Genomic DNA, 16,096 nt, shown 5'->3' on the forward strand with positions numbered 1-16,096 from the left:
CCCCAGAGCGCACCATAGCTCCATCTCCGCGAGTCCCTCTGACAGGAATCGAACCTGCAACACACTTGGTTTAAGCAAGCGATGTCTACCGATTGCATCACAGAGGCATCTTTGGTGGGTCGCCCAGGGGTTGAACCTGGATCTCTCCGCTTAAAAGGCGGCTGCATATCCGCTCTGCCAACGACCCTTATGGAATGGTCTAAGTGGTAGGAATCGAACCTACGTTCTCTTGGTCTCCGACCAAGCGCGATCCCACTGCGCCACACCCAGAAGAATTGGTACACCGAGCAGGAGTTGAACCTGCTAGTAACACGCTTATCGGGCGTGCGCGTCCACCACTTCCGCCTTCGGTGCTTGGTACTCCCGACAGGATTTGAACCTGTAAAATCTAGGCTCTCGACCTAGCACGTCTGCCAGTTCCGTCACGGGAGCAAATGGTCGGGATGGTAGGATTTGAACCCACGACTCCTTGGCCCCAAACCAAGGCTTCTGACCACTGAATTACATCCCGATGCTTGGTACTGCTGGTGGGAGTCGAACCCACAACCTCTGGTTTCTAAGACCAGCACCTCTTCCAGTTGGGCTACAGCAGCAAGGAATGGGAGGGGTACAGAGGATTGACCCAGGCGACTGTTTACCTCCCAACTGCCCCGCTAGGATTCGAACCTAGAAACTTCGCTTTCAAAGAGCGAGATGTTGCCAGTTACACCACAGGGCAAAGAAGTGGATGCCGAGGCTGGAGTTGAACCAGCATCTCCGTGATTCAGAGTCACAGCGACTTTCCAGGTCGTCCACTCGGCAATGAATGGCTGCCCCAGTAGGAGTCGAACCTACAACCTTCCCGTTAACAGCGGGCCGCTCAGCCATTGAGCTATAGGGCAATACGAGTTCCCTAAACAGGGATGGGAAGTGACAGGATCGAACTGCCTTCTCGCCGTCTTCAGCGGCACGTGAGCACCAGCTTCACCAACTTCCCATTGAGGCGGAGGATAGAGGAATCGTTCGCGCAGCGTCTCCTTCGGAGAAACCCCTAGTCAAGGACTACCCTGGTTTTCAAGACCAGTTGCCAACCATTCAGCGGTATCCTCCATGAGTGGCAAGAACGGAGGGACTCGAATCCCCACTTTTCGGTTTCGTAGACCGATGTGTTATCCAGTTACACCACGTTCTTACAAGGCGGAGAGCAGTGGAGTCGAACCACAATTATTCATCCATCTGTTTAGCAAACAGCGCCGATCGCCTGATCGGTTTACTCTCCGTGTTTGGTAGGTCGGGCAGGAGTCGCACCTGCAACGCAAACGCGGCTGTTTTACAGACAGTTGCCCACACTAATAGGCGAGCCGACCTATGTGAGGTTTGGCAGTGCAGACGGGACTTGAACCCGTTAATCACACGCTTGAAAGACGTGCCGCTCGACCACTTCGCTTCTGCACCATTGATGCCGTGCAAGTTGAAAAAGCTGTTGATTCACACACAGGATTTGAACCTGTAGTTCACTGTTTATGAGACAGTTGCCTTACCATTTGGCGAGTATGTAAGCTTTTTCGATGAGGGCACGACAACGCACAGACTAGGATTCGAACCTAGAACAACGGTTTTGGAGACCGGGATGTTGCCGTTACACCATCTGTGCATTGGTCGCAGCGGCGGGAGTTGAACCCGCATATCCTCAGTTATGAGCTGAGTACCTTACCGTTAGGTGACACTGCAACAGGTGGACTCCAGGGTGGGAATCGAACCCACGGATAGTTGGTTTTGCAGGCCAACGCCTTCCCACTTGGCGACCTGGAGAGGTAGTGGAGACGAGGGGAATTGTAGCTTGCTTGCCGAAGGCTACCCCAGTCCTGCAACCGTCCGTTTGTTGGTTTCGGAGCAGGTGATGCCAATCGCGTCCCCACGAGCGAGGATGACAGGAATTGAACCTGTGGCTTCCTGTTTCGAAGACAGGCGCTCTATCCGGCTGAGCTACATCCTCATTGGAAGCATCGACGGGAGTTGCACCCGCTTCTCCGTGCTTGAGAGGCACAGCGACTTCTCTAGTCGTCCACGATGCTACAAGGCGGGAATGGACGGATTTGAACCGACGATCTTTCGCTGGACAGGCGACTGCTTTGAGCCGGACTAAGCTACATTCCCAAAGGTGGCGATTCAGTTTTCAAGGTTCAGGGGGTGACTACAGAGCCTTTGTGAGGGCTGTAGTGTTGATACTACAGTTGTAATACAACGTACTACATAGTGTCAAGGGGATACTACAAATTTCTTTTGAGAAGTGAGAGGGCAATGGTGGAAAATATGGCTAGACTGCCCTCTCAGATTGAGTTGTAGTGATTAAGCTGGCGTGGAGATGTGTGCTTCACTCATCTGCCACAGCTTGTAAAGGAGGAGTTCAACGCGATCGCTCAGCACGGTGAGGAACGTTCCTTCATGAGCTTCCTTGATCTCGGCAATCCAGCTTCCACTCAGACTGACTTCTACAAACTCGTCATCCACTGGAATGACAGAGACCTTAGAGCCGTAGTCCTGCCGTAGTGACAGCTCTAACTGCTCTAGTTGAGCATCAGCAGGTAAGAGAAAGGAGGCATGACCAGGCTCCACTTGGAGGGATTGCCCTAGGCGCATGGCGAGAACAACCCGCTGAGCGATCGCCAGTTCTGGGGAGGTCATCACCCGCTCCATGTACAGTCCGCCTTCGGTGTAGTTCAACTTCAACATTGGCCTTGCCTCCTTTTTGTCTTCAGGTCAGGTGTCAGTGGGCTGCTCTTTCCAGAACTGTTCTGCAAATGCAATGGCAGGGTGGATGGGTGCTTTGGGCTTACTTCTCAGCGCCATTCCGGTCTCGTGCAACAGGCGATCGCCCTTAGCTGAATTGCACTTCTCGCACGCAGCCACTACGTTGTCCCAGGTGTGAGTACCACCTTTGGAACGAGGAATGACGTGATCCAGGGTGAGACGCTTGGTACTGCCGCAGTACTGGCAGGCATGATGATCGCGACGGAAGACTTCGCGACGATTCACAGGTGGTAGCTTCCACTGCCGCTCTGGATTGCCACTGGTCAAACGGATATGCTCAGGCACTTGTAGTACAACGCTGGGAGAGCGAACTTCCCAAGTCTGGAGGCTGCTGAACTCTAGTGATTCTGCTTGCCCCGTCACTAGAAGCACGATGGCTCGCTTGATGTTGATGCGTGCCAAGGGGAGGTAGTTCTTGGAGAAGACTACGACCTGGTTGTGTAGTATTGGAATCTTCTGTCGCTGCTCTGTTGCTTGCATAAAACTCACTCCTCAAAAAACAACCCCCACCTCTGTTGACCAGGAGCGGGGGTAAGTACAAGGAAGCTGATGCGCTGTTTCCCTATGTCGGTGTCAGGTTAAACCTGCACCTCCCGCTGCTAGTAAGTTGATCCGGATTCAGTTGTCCGGCGACTATCGCATCAATGCCTTCACTGGCGGATTTACCGCCGCTAAATCGATATGTCCCCTCACACCCAAACAGCACCGATGCTCTGCCCCAACCTCGATGGGGGAGAACAAGGGCACTGGATAAGGTGGCGAGAAGGGTGCGGATCATGGAAGGCTGGATTACTTGTATTACAAATCTGGATAGCTACATACTACACTTGTAGTATTACCTTGTCCACTTTTTGAAATTAGGTGGTTCGCTATGGATACACGCAAACAAAGTTCCACTTCGGAAATGCAAGTAACGAGTATCCGACTGGAAGCTGAACTTAAAGAGCGATTACGAGAGTTGTCCGGTGAGCAAGGGTATCAAACCCTGATTCGAGAAGTGCTTTGGCAATTCGTGGAGCAACGGTTAATGCCTTTGGAGCAACAATCGCCTTCCCAAACTCCGCTTTTGTCTAGGTCAGAGATTCGAGTAACCTTTGACGCGATCGCTCAACGAGAGGAACATTGTGCGATCACAGGTCAATTAATCCAACCACAACAACCGATGAAGCTAGGGCTCACAATCACTGGCGAACTAGTTCCTTTGAGCGCTTAAGCGTGAGTAGAGTCGCGATCGCTGTCACCGAAGCCATAGAAGGAACTGTATCTGGCAGCGACGTGGACACCGGAGCAACTTTTGAGACCGGGATTCCACCTGGGACAGAACACTGCTGGATTCTAGATGCTGATTTCAATTTGAGTCAGGAATCCTAAACACAGATCTTGCATACTGAAGTGGTCGGCACTGGTTTTCTCATATGGGCTTAGCAAAGCTAAAGCCTCAAACCATCGCTGGCTCAAGGCTGTCAGCAAACTAAAATTCAATCGGGCACATAACTTGCGCGTTTGCCAATACGAGTCATACCGCCTTTTGGAAAGGTTGAACGGTCTTGAGTCTTGTTTTTTTGACGGCTAGGTTAAATTATTTGCTTTCTCAACTGCTTGCTTTAACTCTGCAAAGGTAATCTTACCGTCTGCGTCGGCATCATACTGTGCTAGTAACGCCTGGGGGCTACTGGTACTTGTTTCGGCTGAGATGATTGCACTTAAGCTAGGACTTAAGAACAGCTCACTAAGGGAGACTTTGCCGTCTTGATCGCGATCTAAGTCATTAAAAAGGGATTGCAGCTCTTGCTCGGTTGCCATCGGTTTCTACCTGAATTAATCTTTCAATTTCATAGCTCATTCATAGATTACCAAACAAAAAGGAGAGCAAATTGAGTCTACTAATCAAGATCCGCTCTCTAGTAAGAGAGCGCAACAAAAGAGCCTGTCTTTCTAGCAGGGGTGTAAAGCTTTTAGCTGAGGCGATCGCCCGGTTAACCTTACTTATGAATGGGCACCCTAAACAAGCCAGCGCAGCAATCGCAAAGTGGTTGTTGAAGGTTCACAAGGCGATGGAGAATGTGACTGCTCAGTGGGTTGCGACTGTTTACTAGCTAAATAGAGATCGTACTCGTCTAAGAGCAGTTGAGCGCGCCCCCTGTTTGTGTTTGCCATCTGGCGGGGGGACAAACATAGCTCAAGCTTTGTCTGGATAAACGTTCCAAGCAACTACCTTGTAGGAAAATTGGAAGAAGAACTGGGAGATCAATAACGGAATTAGTAGGGGTTCAGCTTTTACTAGTTGAGAATGAAATCAAGAAGCTACAAAAGTGGAATCAATCACTTTAACTGTTGAGACGATAGAAGGCTTAATGGCTTTAGCTTTTGGGCAGGTTTGTCCCCCTCCCAGGTTTGCCATACTAAGCTTAGTTATAGCAGCGGAAAAACTCTGGTCGTTAGTGAGCCGTTTGAATGAACTGTCCCATTTACGAGGTCTGGTCGATCACGGCTGAGGAGCTTGTAATGGCGCAAAAACGTTGCCTTTTTTTGTACTGTCCCGCTTACAGTTGAAAACGGGACAGTGCAAGCCGCTAGGTAGCCAATTAAAGCGACGCTAAAAGCTTTACTTCATGAGCCTTCTAGCCTTAACAACCACTTTTTGTCCGTTGCTATAACTAAGCCAGGTTAGAAAACTTAAAACTCCATCATTACAATAGCTATATCACCGGAAAAAGCAGGTTGTGCCGCTCCACAGGCTGGTCACGCGATCGGTTGGTTTGCTCCCACTCAGCAAACCTCCAAGACTACCCGCAGAGAATTCGGTTCCTAGAGAACTTTGGCTGACTTTTACGGTGTAAGCCTTATTGAGCTGAGTTCGAGTTGAGCCAGTGCCAACTCCGTTGATAGTCGTCAGTTTGTTGGCTCCTGGACTCCGACCATCGACGCTCCATCCCGCGAAGCGACCTTTATTAAACTGTAGGGACAATCCATCTGCCCAACGGGCAAAGCCAAGCGGACCCGCACCGCACTCCTGATTCACGCCTTGATTGCGCGGCTTTCCACGTAAGTTCGTGAGAATTGAAACCACATCGGCTTCCTTGGTGCCGAAAGCGATCGCCCGAGTCGCTCCGGTAGACTTGTTCACTACTCGTAATCCCTGTGAGTCGAGTGCTAACACGGTCGCACTTGGCTTTGCTTGAGCGATCGGTTGCAGGGCGATCGTCATAGCGGGCGCAATGGATGCTGAATTCCTTGAAGTGAGGGAATGAGAATCTTTTGCAGAAACATTCCCTAAATAAAGTAGAGATCCCCCCGAAACGCACAGTGAAATCAAGAGGGCGCTGGTCAGTTTCATAGCTCGTTTTCCGTTCGTGAATGTGCAGAAATGGGGTGAGAATTAATATTACGCCTTTGTATAAGTAGGTAGGTGTAATTAAACTGAAGATGATTTTCAAGCTGTGTAAGGGTTTCAGGCGAAGCCATCTTATATTTAATTTGACCCACCTACTTAGCAGACGAGAAATTTTGGTCGCTAAGGCTATAACTTCTACAGAGTACCTCTGAGTTTTGAAATTAGACGAGAAGAATCTACAAAGTTATGGCTAGAGTTTGGTGGCAATCTGCTGCCTACTATGAAGATTTGAAGTGAGAAGCAATCGGTCTGTGCAATCAGTGGGATGTAACTGGAACAATCAATCAAGCAGGAATACTGTTCGGTAATTGTGCTACCCCTCAAAACTCAGGACTAGATTGTGGAGATTACCAAAAAAGAGCGTGACCAGCTCATCAAGCAAATCAGTAGAGCGTCTGGTGTAGCCCAGTATGCATTAGAGGCAAAGATGACGGATGAGCAGGTCATTCAAGCGTCGCAAAATCTTGCAATTCTGTCATTACTCAAAGCTCCCAATAACTTCAATCGTTATAAACAGGGCCTTAAAACCCAAGAAGCCAATGAGAAACTGAAAGAGTTTCTCGATCCTCAACGCTCAGAAATTATCAGTGCTGGCAAATGGCTGATCAATGCCCTCTCTCAATCAGGGAGCGATCGCAAGCAAACTCTCTTAGAGAAAGAGCTGGTGCATAAAGAGGACTATAACGATACGGTTAAGGGGATGCGGGACGCTGTTGAAACCATTCGAGAAGTAAACAAAGCAACAACGACGGAAGCGGAAGTTACTATCTCTGAATTGCAAAACCGCATTGATACCTTAAAAAACCAGCTATCCAAGATTCAGGACTATATTTCCTTCAATTACGGTAAAGGCGAGTGGCAAGAGATCAAGAAAACATTCAACCTTAAATAAGGAGGTAACTATGAATGTTGATGGCATGAGTTATCGCCAGTGGCAAAAACGCAATACCGACACTTTTCAGCAACTCACAAAAGCTCAGCAGCAGGCCGCCCGTCAGCAAGGCTATCGCAACGTTGGCTGGCAGCAGATCCAGCAATCCTGGAAAGTTTTGCAGCAATTGATGAGGCCCTTGAGCTTGTTTGATGCCAAGTTGAAAAAGGGCGATCTCTCTGGAGCAATTGGTCAATCAATTCTCGAAGCTGAGCAGGCCCAAGAGGTAGCACAACAAGGCATTTCAAACCTGAAGCGCAAGCATAGCCAGGTTCAGGAGCTTGCTGAGACAGCATTAAACAAGTATCAACTGCTGTAAATGACTAACTTCAATCCAAAGGAACTAGCTGCTCTTTACTTAAGTGCTGATATCAGCGATATATGGCAAGCTAGTCAGAGCTATGCGGTAATTGACCACCCTAGCTTTGGCAAGATTAGCCCAAATGACTATCGTGCTAAATACCATCAAAAGCCGTGTCCGTTCTGTGGACAGAAAATGTTTCACGGAAAACTTGCACACAGCACGAACAATAAGCAAGAAGCGATCGCGCGTGGCTACGAATACCTGGATAAGAACGGCAACAAAATTATCAATCGAGCTGGCAATACCTACTTCCACCCTCATTACGTCACCCTCGACCACAAGCTAAACAAAGCCCGCTGTCCAGAGCGCATGTTTGACTCCAGCAATCTCCAGATTATGTGCTGGAAATGCAACAACCTTAAAGGCGACAACAATGCCTATGAGCTTCAGCATAATCTCAATTATCTCCAAGACCTGGCTGAGGAGACCCTTCATCGCTACCCACTCCTCTAACTAAACAGATTAAATCAGCAAAGTGTTCACCATAAACACTTTGCTGACTTAAGAGTCTAAATTCTTGCGTGGGGAAAAATAGAAGATGGTCGGTAGATACTCACGATGCTATTAAGAGCAGTTACAGCAGCGGAAAATTTTTGATCGTTAAGGCTGAAAAGCTTAGAAAATAAAACAGTTGTCTTTGGCACTTCACTAACGACCAGAATTTTTTTGCTGCTAGTATCAACCCTGATTGAATTACTGAATAGTTGATGCCAACTGATTTAGTTTATTATCGGGCACATTAGCCTTCCAACCTTCATCACTCTTGAGGGTGGGCACCAACTTCTCAGAGCGTTGGGGATCGTCTCGAACTGAAAACAAGTCTTCAACATTTCACCAAGCCAAGTAGCGTTGTGCCATATTTCCTGCCAACCAAATCTTGCTATCGAAAAATTACCACTTCGCCTTCTTTGCTCGCCTGATTTTTGGTATAACTAACGCCATCTACCTTGATTCCCTGATTATCAAGTAACGAAATCAGTCCCCCTTTATTCGTAAGTGGTACTCCCTTGATCTCAATCATTTTGACTTCACCTGGTGCCAAGGTAATGTCATCAGTAATTGTGTATGCCGTATCACTACTGTTCAATAGCGACCATCCTTTAATGCCAATTGCTTGTGGCAGTCGATTGAGTAAATAGACCTTCTCCGGTTTTCCTGTCGCTCCTGGCTGATTCTCGTTATCAATGGGATTGACCAAAGCGGCGATGATCGCGACTCGCATGTCGTCCGTAATGCGTGTCTCGTCGTCTGGCACTTCCCCTCGAATCAATTGTGCAAAATTTTGACTGCCAGATAGGCTATGTCCTGTTATTTCATCTGTGTGTACAGCCTGTGATGCAAAGGCCAAGAAAATCGCATCAAACCGATCTGCATCGGGGAAGTAGATCAGAACACCGCCATCTTGCCACACCCCATTAAATTTCTTGAACTCAGCTTGGCTACCTTGGTTCATATGAATGTTGTGAATCCCCTGTTTGTCCTCGTAGGGTTCGCCAAACAAGTAGATGGTGGCACCACGATTAATCGCGGATTCCAGTTCTGGCATCACATAATCGATAATGTCGTCACGCCCCCCTGGTTGATCGTGTGGGAGAATGCTTCCTGTGCGCAATTCCATCAAATTTCCACGGATATAATCCAGCGCCAGTCCAGCAAGTTGACTAGGAATGTCATGAAACCCTACATCCAAATCCCGCAATTTATCGACGATCGGATGTTGGAAATCACGAATTAGCCAAAATACAAGTTCCGAGAGCGCAGATTTGGACTTCACATTAATCGAGGCGCGTCGAGCACCGTTAAAATTGCCCCCAGAGGAGCCATCATCGTAGAACAGATGAATGTGTGGAGACTTGGGATCTTCCTCTGCGCGCTCTGCGCTGACCCGAACAGGTTTTGCTACCCAGACACCATAATTTTTAATTGGCACGGTATAAATATCCTATTTGAAACTTTCTACTCCAGTGTAAGAATCACTCCCTATTGAGGCTGCTACGGAAAAAGTTTGAAAGAAATAGATATTTTTTATGCAGTTGCTCATGTATAGAATGTTGAACTTTATTAATGTTTGACACGATGCGTTATTTGACTTTAATCGAGGGATTAGAACTACATTCCAAATCTATTGAACAATCCGGGGGGCATTAGGCATTGGACACTAGTCTACTAGAGTCAGTGATCCCTCAACCTCTAAATAACGTTTGGTGAAGAACTGTACTCGAACTTATTTGAAAAATCAGCGGTATTGAAGTTTTCTATCATCATGAACCATCCATTTCTGGATGGAAACAAACTTATAGGTCATGTTGCGGCAGACATTTTTCTCATCGTGAACCTACTCTTCACCCAGGGCAACAATCTGCTTAACACTTAAAGTCAACTCTGGAAAGAATTGAGATTTGATGCGATCGCTGCCTGTAAAGCTTTTAAACTGGTATTCCTTTTCAATCAAAATACTATTTGATGAAACTAAGCTACCAACTGAGATAGTAGGTTCTTGAATTTTAGGATTCTTCCGGCCTGGGTAACGCTCCAAGTAATAGAGCGGATCGATAATCCAATATTCGCTCACACCAAATGCGGCATACCACAAGGGCTTATTGCGGTAGTCATCCTCCCAGTTTGTACTCACAACTTCAATAACAATGCTAGGAGGTTCACGCAAGACGGCTTCTGCTTCAGTTTGCCGACGCCAAACTTCTTTATCCACTACGATTAAGTCTGGCTTTCGGGTGTCCCTAGGACCGATGGCTAGAACAGGCTTAGGGTGAACCAAGAAGCCTAAGTCTGCCCGTCGAGATTCTAAGCGCAGCTCTACCAGCAACTCACTCCGCAAATTTTCATGCTGTCCAGAAGGCTCGGCCATTGGCGTAACAATCCCATCTCGAAGCTCGTACTCTGGACTTTCGCCCAAATCTAGCTGAAAAAACTCTGCAACAGTGTAGCGGTGGAACTCCAGTTGAGCAGTCATAAGAAGAGCCTGGATACCAATAATTCATTTTAAGCGATCGCTCTTTGCCCAAGCCAACAATCAAGTCATTCTGACCATTGCTGACACCGATCGCCAAGGCAGAAAAGTGGCTGAGGTGAATGTTCCAACTCCGCGTTCTGACGAGGAGAAGTTTGTCCAGTACGAAATGGTTGCGGCTGGCTGGGCTTACCCCTATGAGAAATTTTCTGATCACTGTCCCAATTGGGACATAGTGCAGAAGGGTGTTAATGAAGCGAAGCAAAACCAACGAGGCGTTTGGGCAGTTGCTCCAGCTGTTAAACCCAAGAGCGATCGCCCCTTGATGCGGGGTGATACAAGTTTCATGAAAGGCAACTGATGATGAAGTTAAGAGAACTGCCCTTATTCGTTGTCTACTAGCGTTCTCTTCGGCTTACGGAAGTTAAATTTCAGCGTATTTCCACTTTTGATGACTCGGCGCATTTCGTCATAGAGTAAATAATCTGCATGGGTATCAGGGTCCTTGATCCCGCTGAGATGGACCCAGGCCATTGACCGAGTTAAAGCGACAAACAACTGGTTGCGTAAAGCCAGATTACTTTCATCTTGAGCCACCAATTCCAGACCCAGCACGTATACCATTGGCGCTTCATGCCCTTTGGCTCGATACATTCTTGAGACTGTAATCGCGTCATGCCACCAGAAGCGGTCGGCATTGCGACTGGATTGGTCCGGGTAACGATTGCGATCGCTGGCTCCTGGAATGTAATAGGGAATGCCTTGAGCTTGAAGGTTATTCGCCACCTGACGTTGGAGCTGTAAGCTGGCAGCAGCTTGCGAATTGCTATTCTGTTGCCCTGATTCTGGTGAATCTTGATCTGTTCCTAAAACCATGATTAGGATGTCGCGACTCCGTTGCAGCTCGTCCTGCTCTACGTTGTGCCGAATCTTTTCAACTAGCTCTTTGAGTTGGCTTTCGCGATCGTCATACACCTCAAACTCCAACGGACTCCTTCCCCAAAGTTCTGGTGTGGGAATCGGGTTCGGCGAATGCTCTAAGGGGCGATGCAGGGTGATCCAGTTCCCAGGCGTAAAGTTACCTTCGGTTACTTCATACCCAATCTTCTGCCAATCAGCTTTAGTAGTGAACCCGCTCAACATCCGTTCCTGCCGTAGCAGTCCCATACCAATGCCGTGAGCAGCCACGAGGGTAGGGCCAGGGGTGCGGTAACACCGCTTCATCACTTCGCTCTTCTTAATTCCACCTTTGTAAGTTGGACCCGTTTTAGAACCTGACAAGATGCCACCCAGTTCCACCCCAAACACTTCACCATAGCTAGGGACTCCGAGGGCATCTAAGCTCTGAGCTTCGTCATAGGCCCAGATGAGGCGTTTCAAGCTGGGGTCTTTGTCGCTCACGGGACGGAGGGCTTGCCATGCGAGCCAGTAGATGGCTTGCTTGTCCCCGTACTTCCATTCATCATCGACTGCTAAGTCCTGCCCTTCGTCAATCAGAATGGCATCAAACATCGGTTCAACGGTGACATTTTCGAGCAGTCGTTTGCAGGAAGCAGCAAGGCGTTCAGGGATGCTACCTGTGGGCTTTTCTGAAACTGCTGTCTTTACGTGAGCGCGATCGCGGAGTAAGGAGTACAGTCCAGGTCGTTCTTTGCTACCCCAAGCATGAATGACTTTGAGCTTGCCCTGCTCCAGGTCAGGGGCGATCGCTCCATCGCTCCAGTAGTCCAACCACTGTCGAATCAGCGCTGGAATGACTTCGTAAAGGCTGCGGGTAAAGAAGACAAGGGCAATGTCCCAGTCTGGATGTTGGATGTGCATCCGAGCTGCCTTCTGACACAGCAGGAGTGTCTTACCTGATCCCGCAATGCCCCGAATCCGCTGCGGACCTGGAGGAATCTGCATGCCAATTTTGGCTTGCTGAATATCGACTTCACTCATCCAATTCCGTAATCCAGCTAAAACGTCTGCACGCCGAAGGACTGGAGGAACCGGATCAGCAGATGGAAGCTGAACTGTTGGTTGAATCGGTTTGGGGCTATTGGGATGGCCGACAATGACACCTTCTAAACGTTTCCATTGCAGATCGCTCAGTTCAAAATCTAAGTGTTTCTGGTTGAAAATAATGCAATTATTTTCCAGACTATTGAGGATGCTGCGTCTGCCTAATTCATCTCCAAAAAGGATGGGAGGGCAGGTGGGGTGCTCATCATCAAAACCGCGCTCTCGCCACTCATCGCGACTGATTAAAGGTAAGGCAACTAAGACTCGTCCAGGCAGTTGGTCTTTGAGCAGCGCGTTGCGATCGCAGCGTTTGAGAATTTGCCACAGTTGATTTTCGCCCTGCTTAAACGGAGTCATATAGCGGGCATAGAAGTTTTTCTGCATCTCCCATTGATTGGCCCGGATGGCCACGATCTGGTCAATTCTACAAGTCTTGACTTCAATAACCGCTAGGCCGAAGTCTCGGCTGACTAGCAAGATATCCGGTTGGTACCGAATTTGTCTGTTGCGGTCAAAGTCGGAGTAATTCAGGATAGCAATGCCTTCACCTGTTCCTTTCAAGGCTTTGACAATCGCTTCCCAAATGAGGCGCTCTCCTTCTTCACCATCGGCACCTACAAAATCAGTGACGATAAACTCCCACTCAGACATAAGCAATCCAACCAGATGGTCATCTACCTAGTTTTCCCATTCCAAGGAACTTTTTACTCCATCAAAGCTTTTATTACACCCTTATGGAACTAGGCATGTCACACACAGGCCCTTATAGTCATGGTCTAAACAAATAACGTTGTGACAAAACAGGTTGTGCCTTGTTGCTTGATATCTATCGCACTGCCAACAAATGTAGTAAAGATAGAAATTCAAGTGATTGCTTGAGCCAGAACTTAAAAGGCCCCAAGGTAACAACACTGCAACGGAGTACCACGCGATCGCCGAAACACTTAAGCAGTAAGGGATTCAACAAAAAACGTAACTACTCAGCTTGAAGAGCAAGGTGAATAGGGTTTCCAGCGAACATTTAATTAGAATCTACCACAAAAAACTATGCTATATATCTTTAGAGCGTCGGAGATAATAGCTCATTCTTAGAGGTAGAAATTACCTCACTTTTAGAGGTAGAAATTACCTCACTTTTAGAGTGAGTAAATCTGCATAAGATCCTGCAAAAAACCTTTTCAAATTGCAGAAATAATTCTATGATATTTACTTCTAAATCTTCTATACTGGCGATCGCCGTTGAGGGGACAATGAGCGCTTGAATGAACTAACTACCAACCAGAACTAGAGTACTCATTAAGAGTAAATCCAGAAATCAAACTAGTCATATGCAGCCGTAGTTACCAAAAATTGGCGTAGGAAGGTAGGAAAACATTTTCCTACGCTATTAAAAATCTAAATCCCTCAAACCCATGTAGCACAGGCAATACATCTTTCGAAATTGATCGTCCAAAAATACCGTTTTGCTTCAACTGGTTGTATGCCAGTTTAGTATTTTTTTACTATACTAGAATATCGCTTCAACTGATGCCTTATGATTCCAACCACTCTTTTAGATGCTTTCCACCTCTATCGGCTTCACATTGTCACAGATAAGCCAAAACATCTTGCCGGATTAAAAACGGCTCTTAAACTTTATGTTCTTCCGGGATATAGTATCAGTTATGCCTTTAGAGCAGAGGCAGTGAGCGAAGACTTTGAAGGTTGCCTATCGAGGGTACTTATCAAGGAACTCAATGATGTTGAGAATGCATTTCATGAGCAAACAAAGATAGCTTTGTCGCTTGGAGACATCACGAAAGGAACTGTTAAAGACTATCGTTCGCACCTGCTTCGCTTCCTGAAATGGACACAAGAGCAAAATTGGTATTTCGATACCACGAAACCTGACAGTGAGAAATTCACGCCTCGAATCAGAAGTACGTATTCACTCAAAGCAATGCGTAAGGGTAGAAGGTGCTATAACCGTAACCCCTATGGGCTGAAGGTAGCCGAAGTGACTCCCAAGTTAGAAAAACAGCTTGATGCTCGTCCCTATGAACTGAAGCAAGAGCACTTTAATTCCGAGTTTCTCAATCAACTCTCAAATAAATGCCCAAAAGCTTTACCCCACTATGGCTTTCGCTATTTTTGCACTGCTCCAGAGGTGGCCAAGCGGCAAGATAGAGCTATGAGGGAATCAACCTTCAACATCTACCAAGAAGTCATCTTTTGCTTTTTAGGTTGGCTGAAGAATATCAGAGGTTGGAGTTTAGATGACATTAGTTTAGAGCTGGTGAGCAATAAAGAGCTATTGGAGGAGTTTGTAGCTTGGGGCATCAGTGAGCGAGAAAATGGTTATCAGTGGGCTTCCAGAGCTGCTGAATGTGCTGTCAATATTAGTAAGTGGCTGTATCATAAACGCTCTAAAAAGCGAGACTACAGAGATATTGAAGAAATAGAAGAGCTCAAGGATTATCGATCTGACATTCAGAAAAAACGTAAGGTTGCCCCTCCTCGGCTCAACCTTGAAGAAAAGTTAGTAACTTTTGAAGAGTGCGAATCTGTAGTTCAGTATCTCCGTCAATGCTGTGCTCCCAGACGGAGTAAGAAGTCCAAGTACACAGGAAAACTTCAGAAGGGAGAAATGCGATCGCAAACAGCGATTCTCCGGTGGTGGCAACGTTATCTCATTATTGCCATCCTGACATATTGCCCTGTGCGGCAAAGAGAGATCAGAGAGTTAGAGCTTGGGAGAACCCTATTTAGAGAGGCAGAAGGTTATAGAGTCAAATTGGGTCCTGAAGACCATAAGACAGGATCTAAAACCGGTAAGGGGCGAGAATATTGGTTGCCTCAGCACTTAACCTTAGACTTGGATGAGTGGCTCAATGAGTGGCGGCCTAAAGCGAATGTTGAACACAATTTTGTCTTCTTCTCGGTCGGCGGCAATGGTAAACCAGACTCTATAGGCAAACCCTTGTCAGGGCCCGTGGTAAGTGCAATGGTTGCCACTATTATGTACAAATTCACAGGTAAGCGGCCCTCTCCGCACATCTTTAGGAATATTGCCATCACTTACCAAAGAAAATACGGTAATGCAGAACAGCAAGAGGCATTGGCTGAACTGATGGGACATTCAGTTGAGGTAGCTAACAAGGTTTACGACCAAACTACATCAATTGAAAAAACTGAAAAGGCAAAGGACTGGTGGAAAAAGTCGAATTGAACAGTGCCTTCTATAAAGGCAAGTTTACCTGAGCTCAATTCCACTTGTACAGGGACAAATTAAATGGCATCAAAACAAATTCATGTCGTAGAGCAAACCTCCTCTGTTGCTGGATTACAGGGAGAATTTTCTCAGTAGATTAGCATCTGTCCATCAGCATTGCCAAGCTAAGTCTAGCTTGCTTTTTTGCCTCAAGCCAGATTTAGCTTGGCTTCTTCAACGACACTAATGTGTTTCCACGTCAAATAAAAAGTCACTATACACTTGCGGCGGAGTAGTTCATTGATCGAGAAGCACTGCGCTACCAGAATTTAAGACAACAAGTTTAGAAAAACTTGCCAATTGGAACCAGTTTGAGGAACTCTCGCTGAAGCTTCTGGTAGATAGGAATTGACTTTGTCTCAATTCGAGCATCACCAGTAACACCGGGTCGCAAG

16 protein-coding genes and 22 tRNA genes are annotated in these 16,096 nt (G+C 47.2%); 8 read left to right on the forward strand and 30 right to left on the reverse strand.

Going from position 1 to position 16,096, the window contains the following annotated elements; genetic code table 11:
• Positions 1–33 precede the first annotated feature (33 nt).
• From NDA01_RS28350 to NDA01_RS28470, 25 genes are all read right to left on the reverse strand, one after another.
• Positions 34–107 (reverse strand) — tRNA-Leu (locus tag NDA01_RS28350).
• 5 nt (positions 108–112) lie between these two features.
• A tRNA-Lys gene (locus NDA01_RS28355) sits at positions 113–187 on the reverse strand.
• Between the two features lie 8 nt (positions 188–195).
• A tRNA-Ser gene (locus NDA01_RS28360) sits at positions 196–270 on the reverse strand.
• A 6-nt stretch (positions 271–276) separates the two neighbouring features.
• A tRNA-Ile gene (locus NDA01_RS28365) sits at positions 277–354 on the reverse strand.
• Position 355: 1 nt separating this feature from the next.
• Positions 356–432: transfer RNA gene (locus NDA01_RS28370), tRNA-Leu, on the reverse strand.
• 3 nt (positions 433–435) lie between these two features.
• A tRNA-Pro gene (locus NDA01_RS28375) sits at positions 436–511 on the reverse strand.
• A 5-nt stretch (positions 512–516) separates the two neighbouring features.
• Positions 517–593 (reverse strand) — tRNA-Leu (locus NDA01_RS28380).
• A 52-nt stretch (positions 594–645) separates the two neighbouring features.
• Positions 646–718, reverse strand: a tRNA-Gln gene (locus NDA01_RS28385).
• Positions 719–724: 6 nt separating this feature from the next.
• Positions 725–801: transfer RNA gene (locus NDA01_RS28390), tRNA-Gln, on the reverse strand.
• Between the two features lie 5 nt (positions 802–806).
• Positions 807–881 (reverse strand) — tRNA-Asn (locus NDA01_RS28395).
• Positions 882–903: 22 nt separating this feature from the next.
• A tRNA-Phe gene (locus NDA01_RS28400) sits at positions 904–976 on the reverse strand.
• Between the two features lie 7 nt (positions 977–983).
• Positions 984–1,089: transfer RNA gene (locus NDA01_RS28405), tRNA-OTHER, on the reverse strand.
• Positions 1,090–1,094: 5 nt separating this feature from the next.
• Positions 1,095–1,171: transfer RNA gene (locus NDA01_RS28410), tRNA-Arg, on the reverse strand.
• A gap of 92 nt (positions 1,172–1,263) precedes the next feature.
• Positions 1,264–1,347 (reverse strand) — tRNA-Tyr (locus NDA01_RS28415).
• 10 nt (positions 1,348–1,357) lie between these two features.
• A tRNA-Glu gene (locus NDA01_RS28420) sits at positions 1,358–1,434 on the reverse strand.
• Positions 1,435–1,468: 34 nt separating this feature from the next.
• Positions 1,469–1,537 (reverse strand) — tRNA-Met (locus NDA01_RS28425).
• Positions 1,538–1,562: 25 nt separating this feature from the next.
• Positions 1,563–1,633: transfer RNA gene (locus tag NDA01_RS28430), tRNA-Trp, on the reverse strand.
• A gap of 2 nt (positions 1,634–1,635) precedes the next feature.
• Positions 1,636–1,710, reverse strand: a tRNA-Ile gene (locus tag NDA01_RS28435).
• A 5-nt stretch (positions 1,711–1,715) separates the two neighbouring features.
• Positions 1,716–1,791: transfer RNA gene (locus tag NDA01_RS28440), tRNA-Cys, on the reverse strand.
• A gap of 110 nt (positions 1,792–1,901) precedes the next feature.
• Positions 1,902–1,975, reverse strand: a tRNA-Arg gene (locus NDA01_RS28445).
• A 2-nt stretch (positions 1,976–1,977) separates the two neighbouring features.
• Positions 1,978–2,054: transfer RNA gene (locus tag NDA01_RS28450), tRNA-Glu, on the reverse strand.
• A gap of 6 nt (positions 2,055–2,060) precedes the next feature.
• A tRNA-Asp gene (locus NDA01_RS28455) sits at positions 2,061–2,136 on the reverse strand.
• Positions 2,137–2,328: 192 nt separating this feature from the next.
• Entirely contained in the window at positions 2,329–2,712 is a 384-nt protein-coding gene (locus NDA01_RS28460) for an alr0857 family protein (protein ID WP_348230665.1), read from the reverse strand.
• Between the two features lie 27 nt (positions 2,713–2,739).
• The gene (locus tag NDA01_RS28465) at positions 2,740–3,270 is read right to left on the reverse strand and encodes an HNH endonuclease (protein ID WP_348230666.1); all 531 of its coding nucleotides are present in this window, start codon (positions 3,268–3,270) and stop codon (positions 2,740–2,742) included.
• A gap of 82 nt (positions 3,271–3,352) precedes the next feature.
• Positions 3,353–3,568, reverse strand: coding sequence for a hypothetical protein (locus tag NDA01_RS28470; protein ID WP_348230667.1), 216 nt, complete (start codon positions 3,566–3,568; stop codon positions 3,353–3,355).
• 93 nt (positions 3,569–3,661) lie between these two features.
• On the opposite strand from NDA01_RS28470, the gene NDA01_RS28475 reads away from it, so the two are divergent.
• Together NDA01_RS28475 and NDA01_RS28480 are read left to right on the forward strand one after the other, a co-directional pair.
• Positions 3,662–4,003, forward strand: coding sequence for a hypothetical protein (locus tag NDA01_RS28475; protein WP_348230668.1), 342 nt, complete (start codon positions 3,662–3,664; stop codon positions 4,001–4,003).
• Between the two features lie 2 nt (positions 4,004–4,005).
• Positions 4,006–4,161: a hypothetical protein gene (locus tag NDA01_RS28480; protein ID WP_348230669.1), complete on the forward strand. Its 156-nt coding sequence runs from the start codon at positions 4,006–4,008 to the stop codon at positions 4,159–4,161.
• Positions 4,162–4,359: 198 nt separating this feature from the next.
• Here NDA01_RS28480 and NDA01_RS28485 read toward each other — a convergent pair whose 3' ends face one another.
• Together NDA01_RS28485 and NDA01_RS28490 are read right to left on the reverse strand one after the other, a co-directional pair.
• The gene (locus NDA01_RS28485) at positions 4,360–4,593 is read right to left on the reverse strand and encodes an EF-hand domain-containing protein (RefSeq protein ID WP_348230670.1); all 234 of its coding nucleotides are present in this window, start codon (positions 4,591–4,593) and stop codon (positions 4,360–4,362) included.
• A gap of 901 nt (positions 4,594–5,494) precedes the next feature.
• Positions 5,495–6,127 carry a hypothetical protein gene (locus tag NDA01_RS28490; protein ID WP_348230671.1) on the reverse strand — a complete coding sequence of 211 codons (633 nt, stop codon included), beginning with the start codon at positions 6,125–6,127 and terminating at the stop codon, positions 5,495–5,497.
• A gap of 397 nt (positions 6,128–6,524) precedes the next feature.
• Here NDA01_RS28490 and NDA01_RS28495 point away from each other — a divergent pair, with 397 nt between their 5' ends.
• The 3 genes from NDA01_RS28495 to NDA01_RS28505 are packed head-to-tail and all read left to right on the forward strand — an operon-like array spanning position 6,525 to position 7,932.
• Positions 6,525–7,076, forward strand: a complete 552-nt coding sequence (locus NDA01_RS28495) for a hypothetical protein (RefSeq protein ID WP_348230672.1) — start codon at positions 6,525–6,527, stop codon at positions 7,074–7,076.
• A gap of 10 nt (positions 7,077–7,086) precedes the next feature.
• Positions 7,087–7,434 carry a hypothetical protein gene (locus tag NDA01_RS28500; protein WP_348230673.1) on the forward strand — a complete coding sequence of 116 codons (348 nt, stop codon included), beginning with the start codon at positions 7,087–7,089 and terminating at the stop codon, positions 7,432–7,434.
• A complete protein-coding gene (locus tag NDA01_RS28505) occupies positions 7,435–7,932 on the forward strand; it encodes an HNH endonuclease (protein ID WP_348230674.1) in 498 nt (165 codons plus the stop codon). It begins immediately after the preceding gene.
• Positions 7,933–8,359: 427 nt separating this feature from the next.
• Here the strand turns inward: NDA01_RS28505 and NDA01_RS28510 are convergent, their stop codons facing one another.
• Positions 8,360–9,409 carry a DUF2278 family protein gene (locus tag NDA01_RS28510; RefSeq protein WP_348230675.1) on the reverse strand — a complete coding sequence of 350 codons (1,050 nt, stop codon included), beginning with the start codon at positions 9,407–9,409 and terminating at the stop codon, positions 8,360–8,362.
• A 333-nt stretch (positions 9,410–9,742) separates the two neighbouring features.
• Between NDA01_RS28510 and NDA01_RS28515 the strand changes: the two genes are divergently transcribed.
• Positions 9,743–9,853 (forward strand): hypothetical protein, encoded by a 111-nt coding sequence (locus NDA01_RS28515; protein WP_348230676.1) that lies wholly within the window; start codon positions 9,743–9,745, stop codon positions 9,851–9,853.
• On the opposite strand, the gene NDA01_RS28520 is transcribed toward NDA01_RS28515, so the two are convergent.
• The gene (locus NDA01_RS28520; RefSeq protein ID WP_348230677.1) at positions 9,815–10,450 is read right to left on the reverse strand and encodes a Uma2 family endonuclease; all 636 of its coding nucleotides are present in this window, start codon (positions 10,448–10,450) and stop codon (positions 9,815–9,817) included. The genes NDA01_RS28515 and NDA01_RS28520 overlap by 39 nt on opposite strands.
• A gap of 67 nt (positions 10,451–10,517) precedes the next feature.
• On the opposite strand from NDA01_RS28520, the gene NDA01_RS28525 reads away from it, so the two are divergent.
• Complete coding sequence (locus NDA01_RS28525) at positions 10,518–10,808, forward strand: thermonuclease family protein (protein WP_348230680.1); 291 nt, start codon at positions 10,518–10,520, stop codon at positions 10,806–10,808.
• A 23-nt stretch (positions 10,809–10,831) separates the two neighbouring features.
• Here NDA01_RS28525 and NDA01_RS28530 read toward each other — a convergent pair whose 3' ends face one another.
• Complete coding sequence (locus tag NDA01_RS28530) at positions 10,832–13,102, reverse strand: DEAD/DEAH box helicase (protein ID WP_348230678.1); 2,271 nt, start codon at positions 13,100–13,102, stop codon at positions 10,832–10,834.
• Between the two features lie 883 nt (positions 13,103–13,985).
• Here NDA01_RS28530 and NDA01_RS28535 point away from each other — a divergent pair.
• A complete protein-coding gene (locus NDA01_RS28535; protein ID WP_348230679.1) occupies positions 13,986–15,659 on the forward strand; it encodes a site-specific integrase in 1,674 nt (557 codons plus the stop codon).
• Positions 15,660–16,096 lie beyond the last annotated feature (437 nt).

This window comes from Trichocoleus desertorum AS-A10, from assembly GCF_039962155.1.
Classification (GTDB): domain Bacteria; phylum Cyanobacteriota; class Cyanobacteriia; order FACHB-46; family FACHB-46; genus Trichocoleus.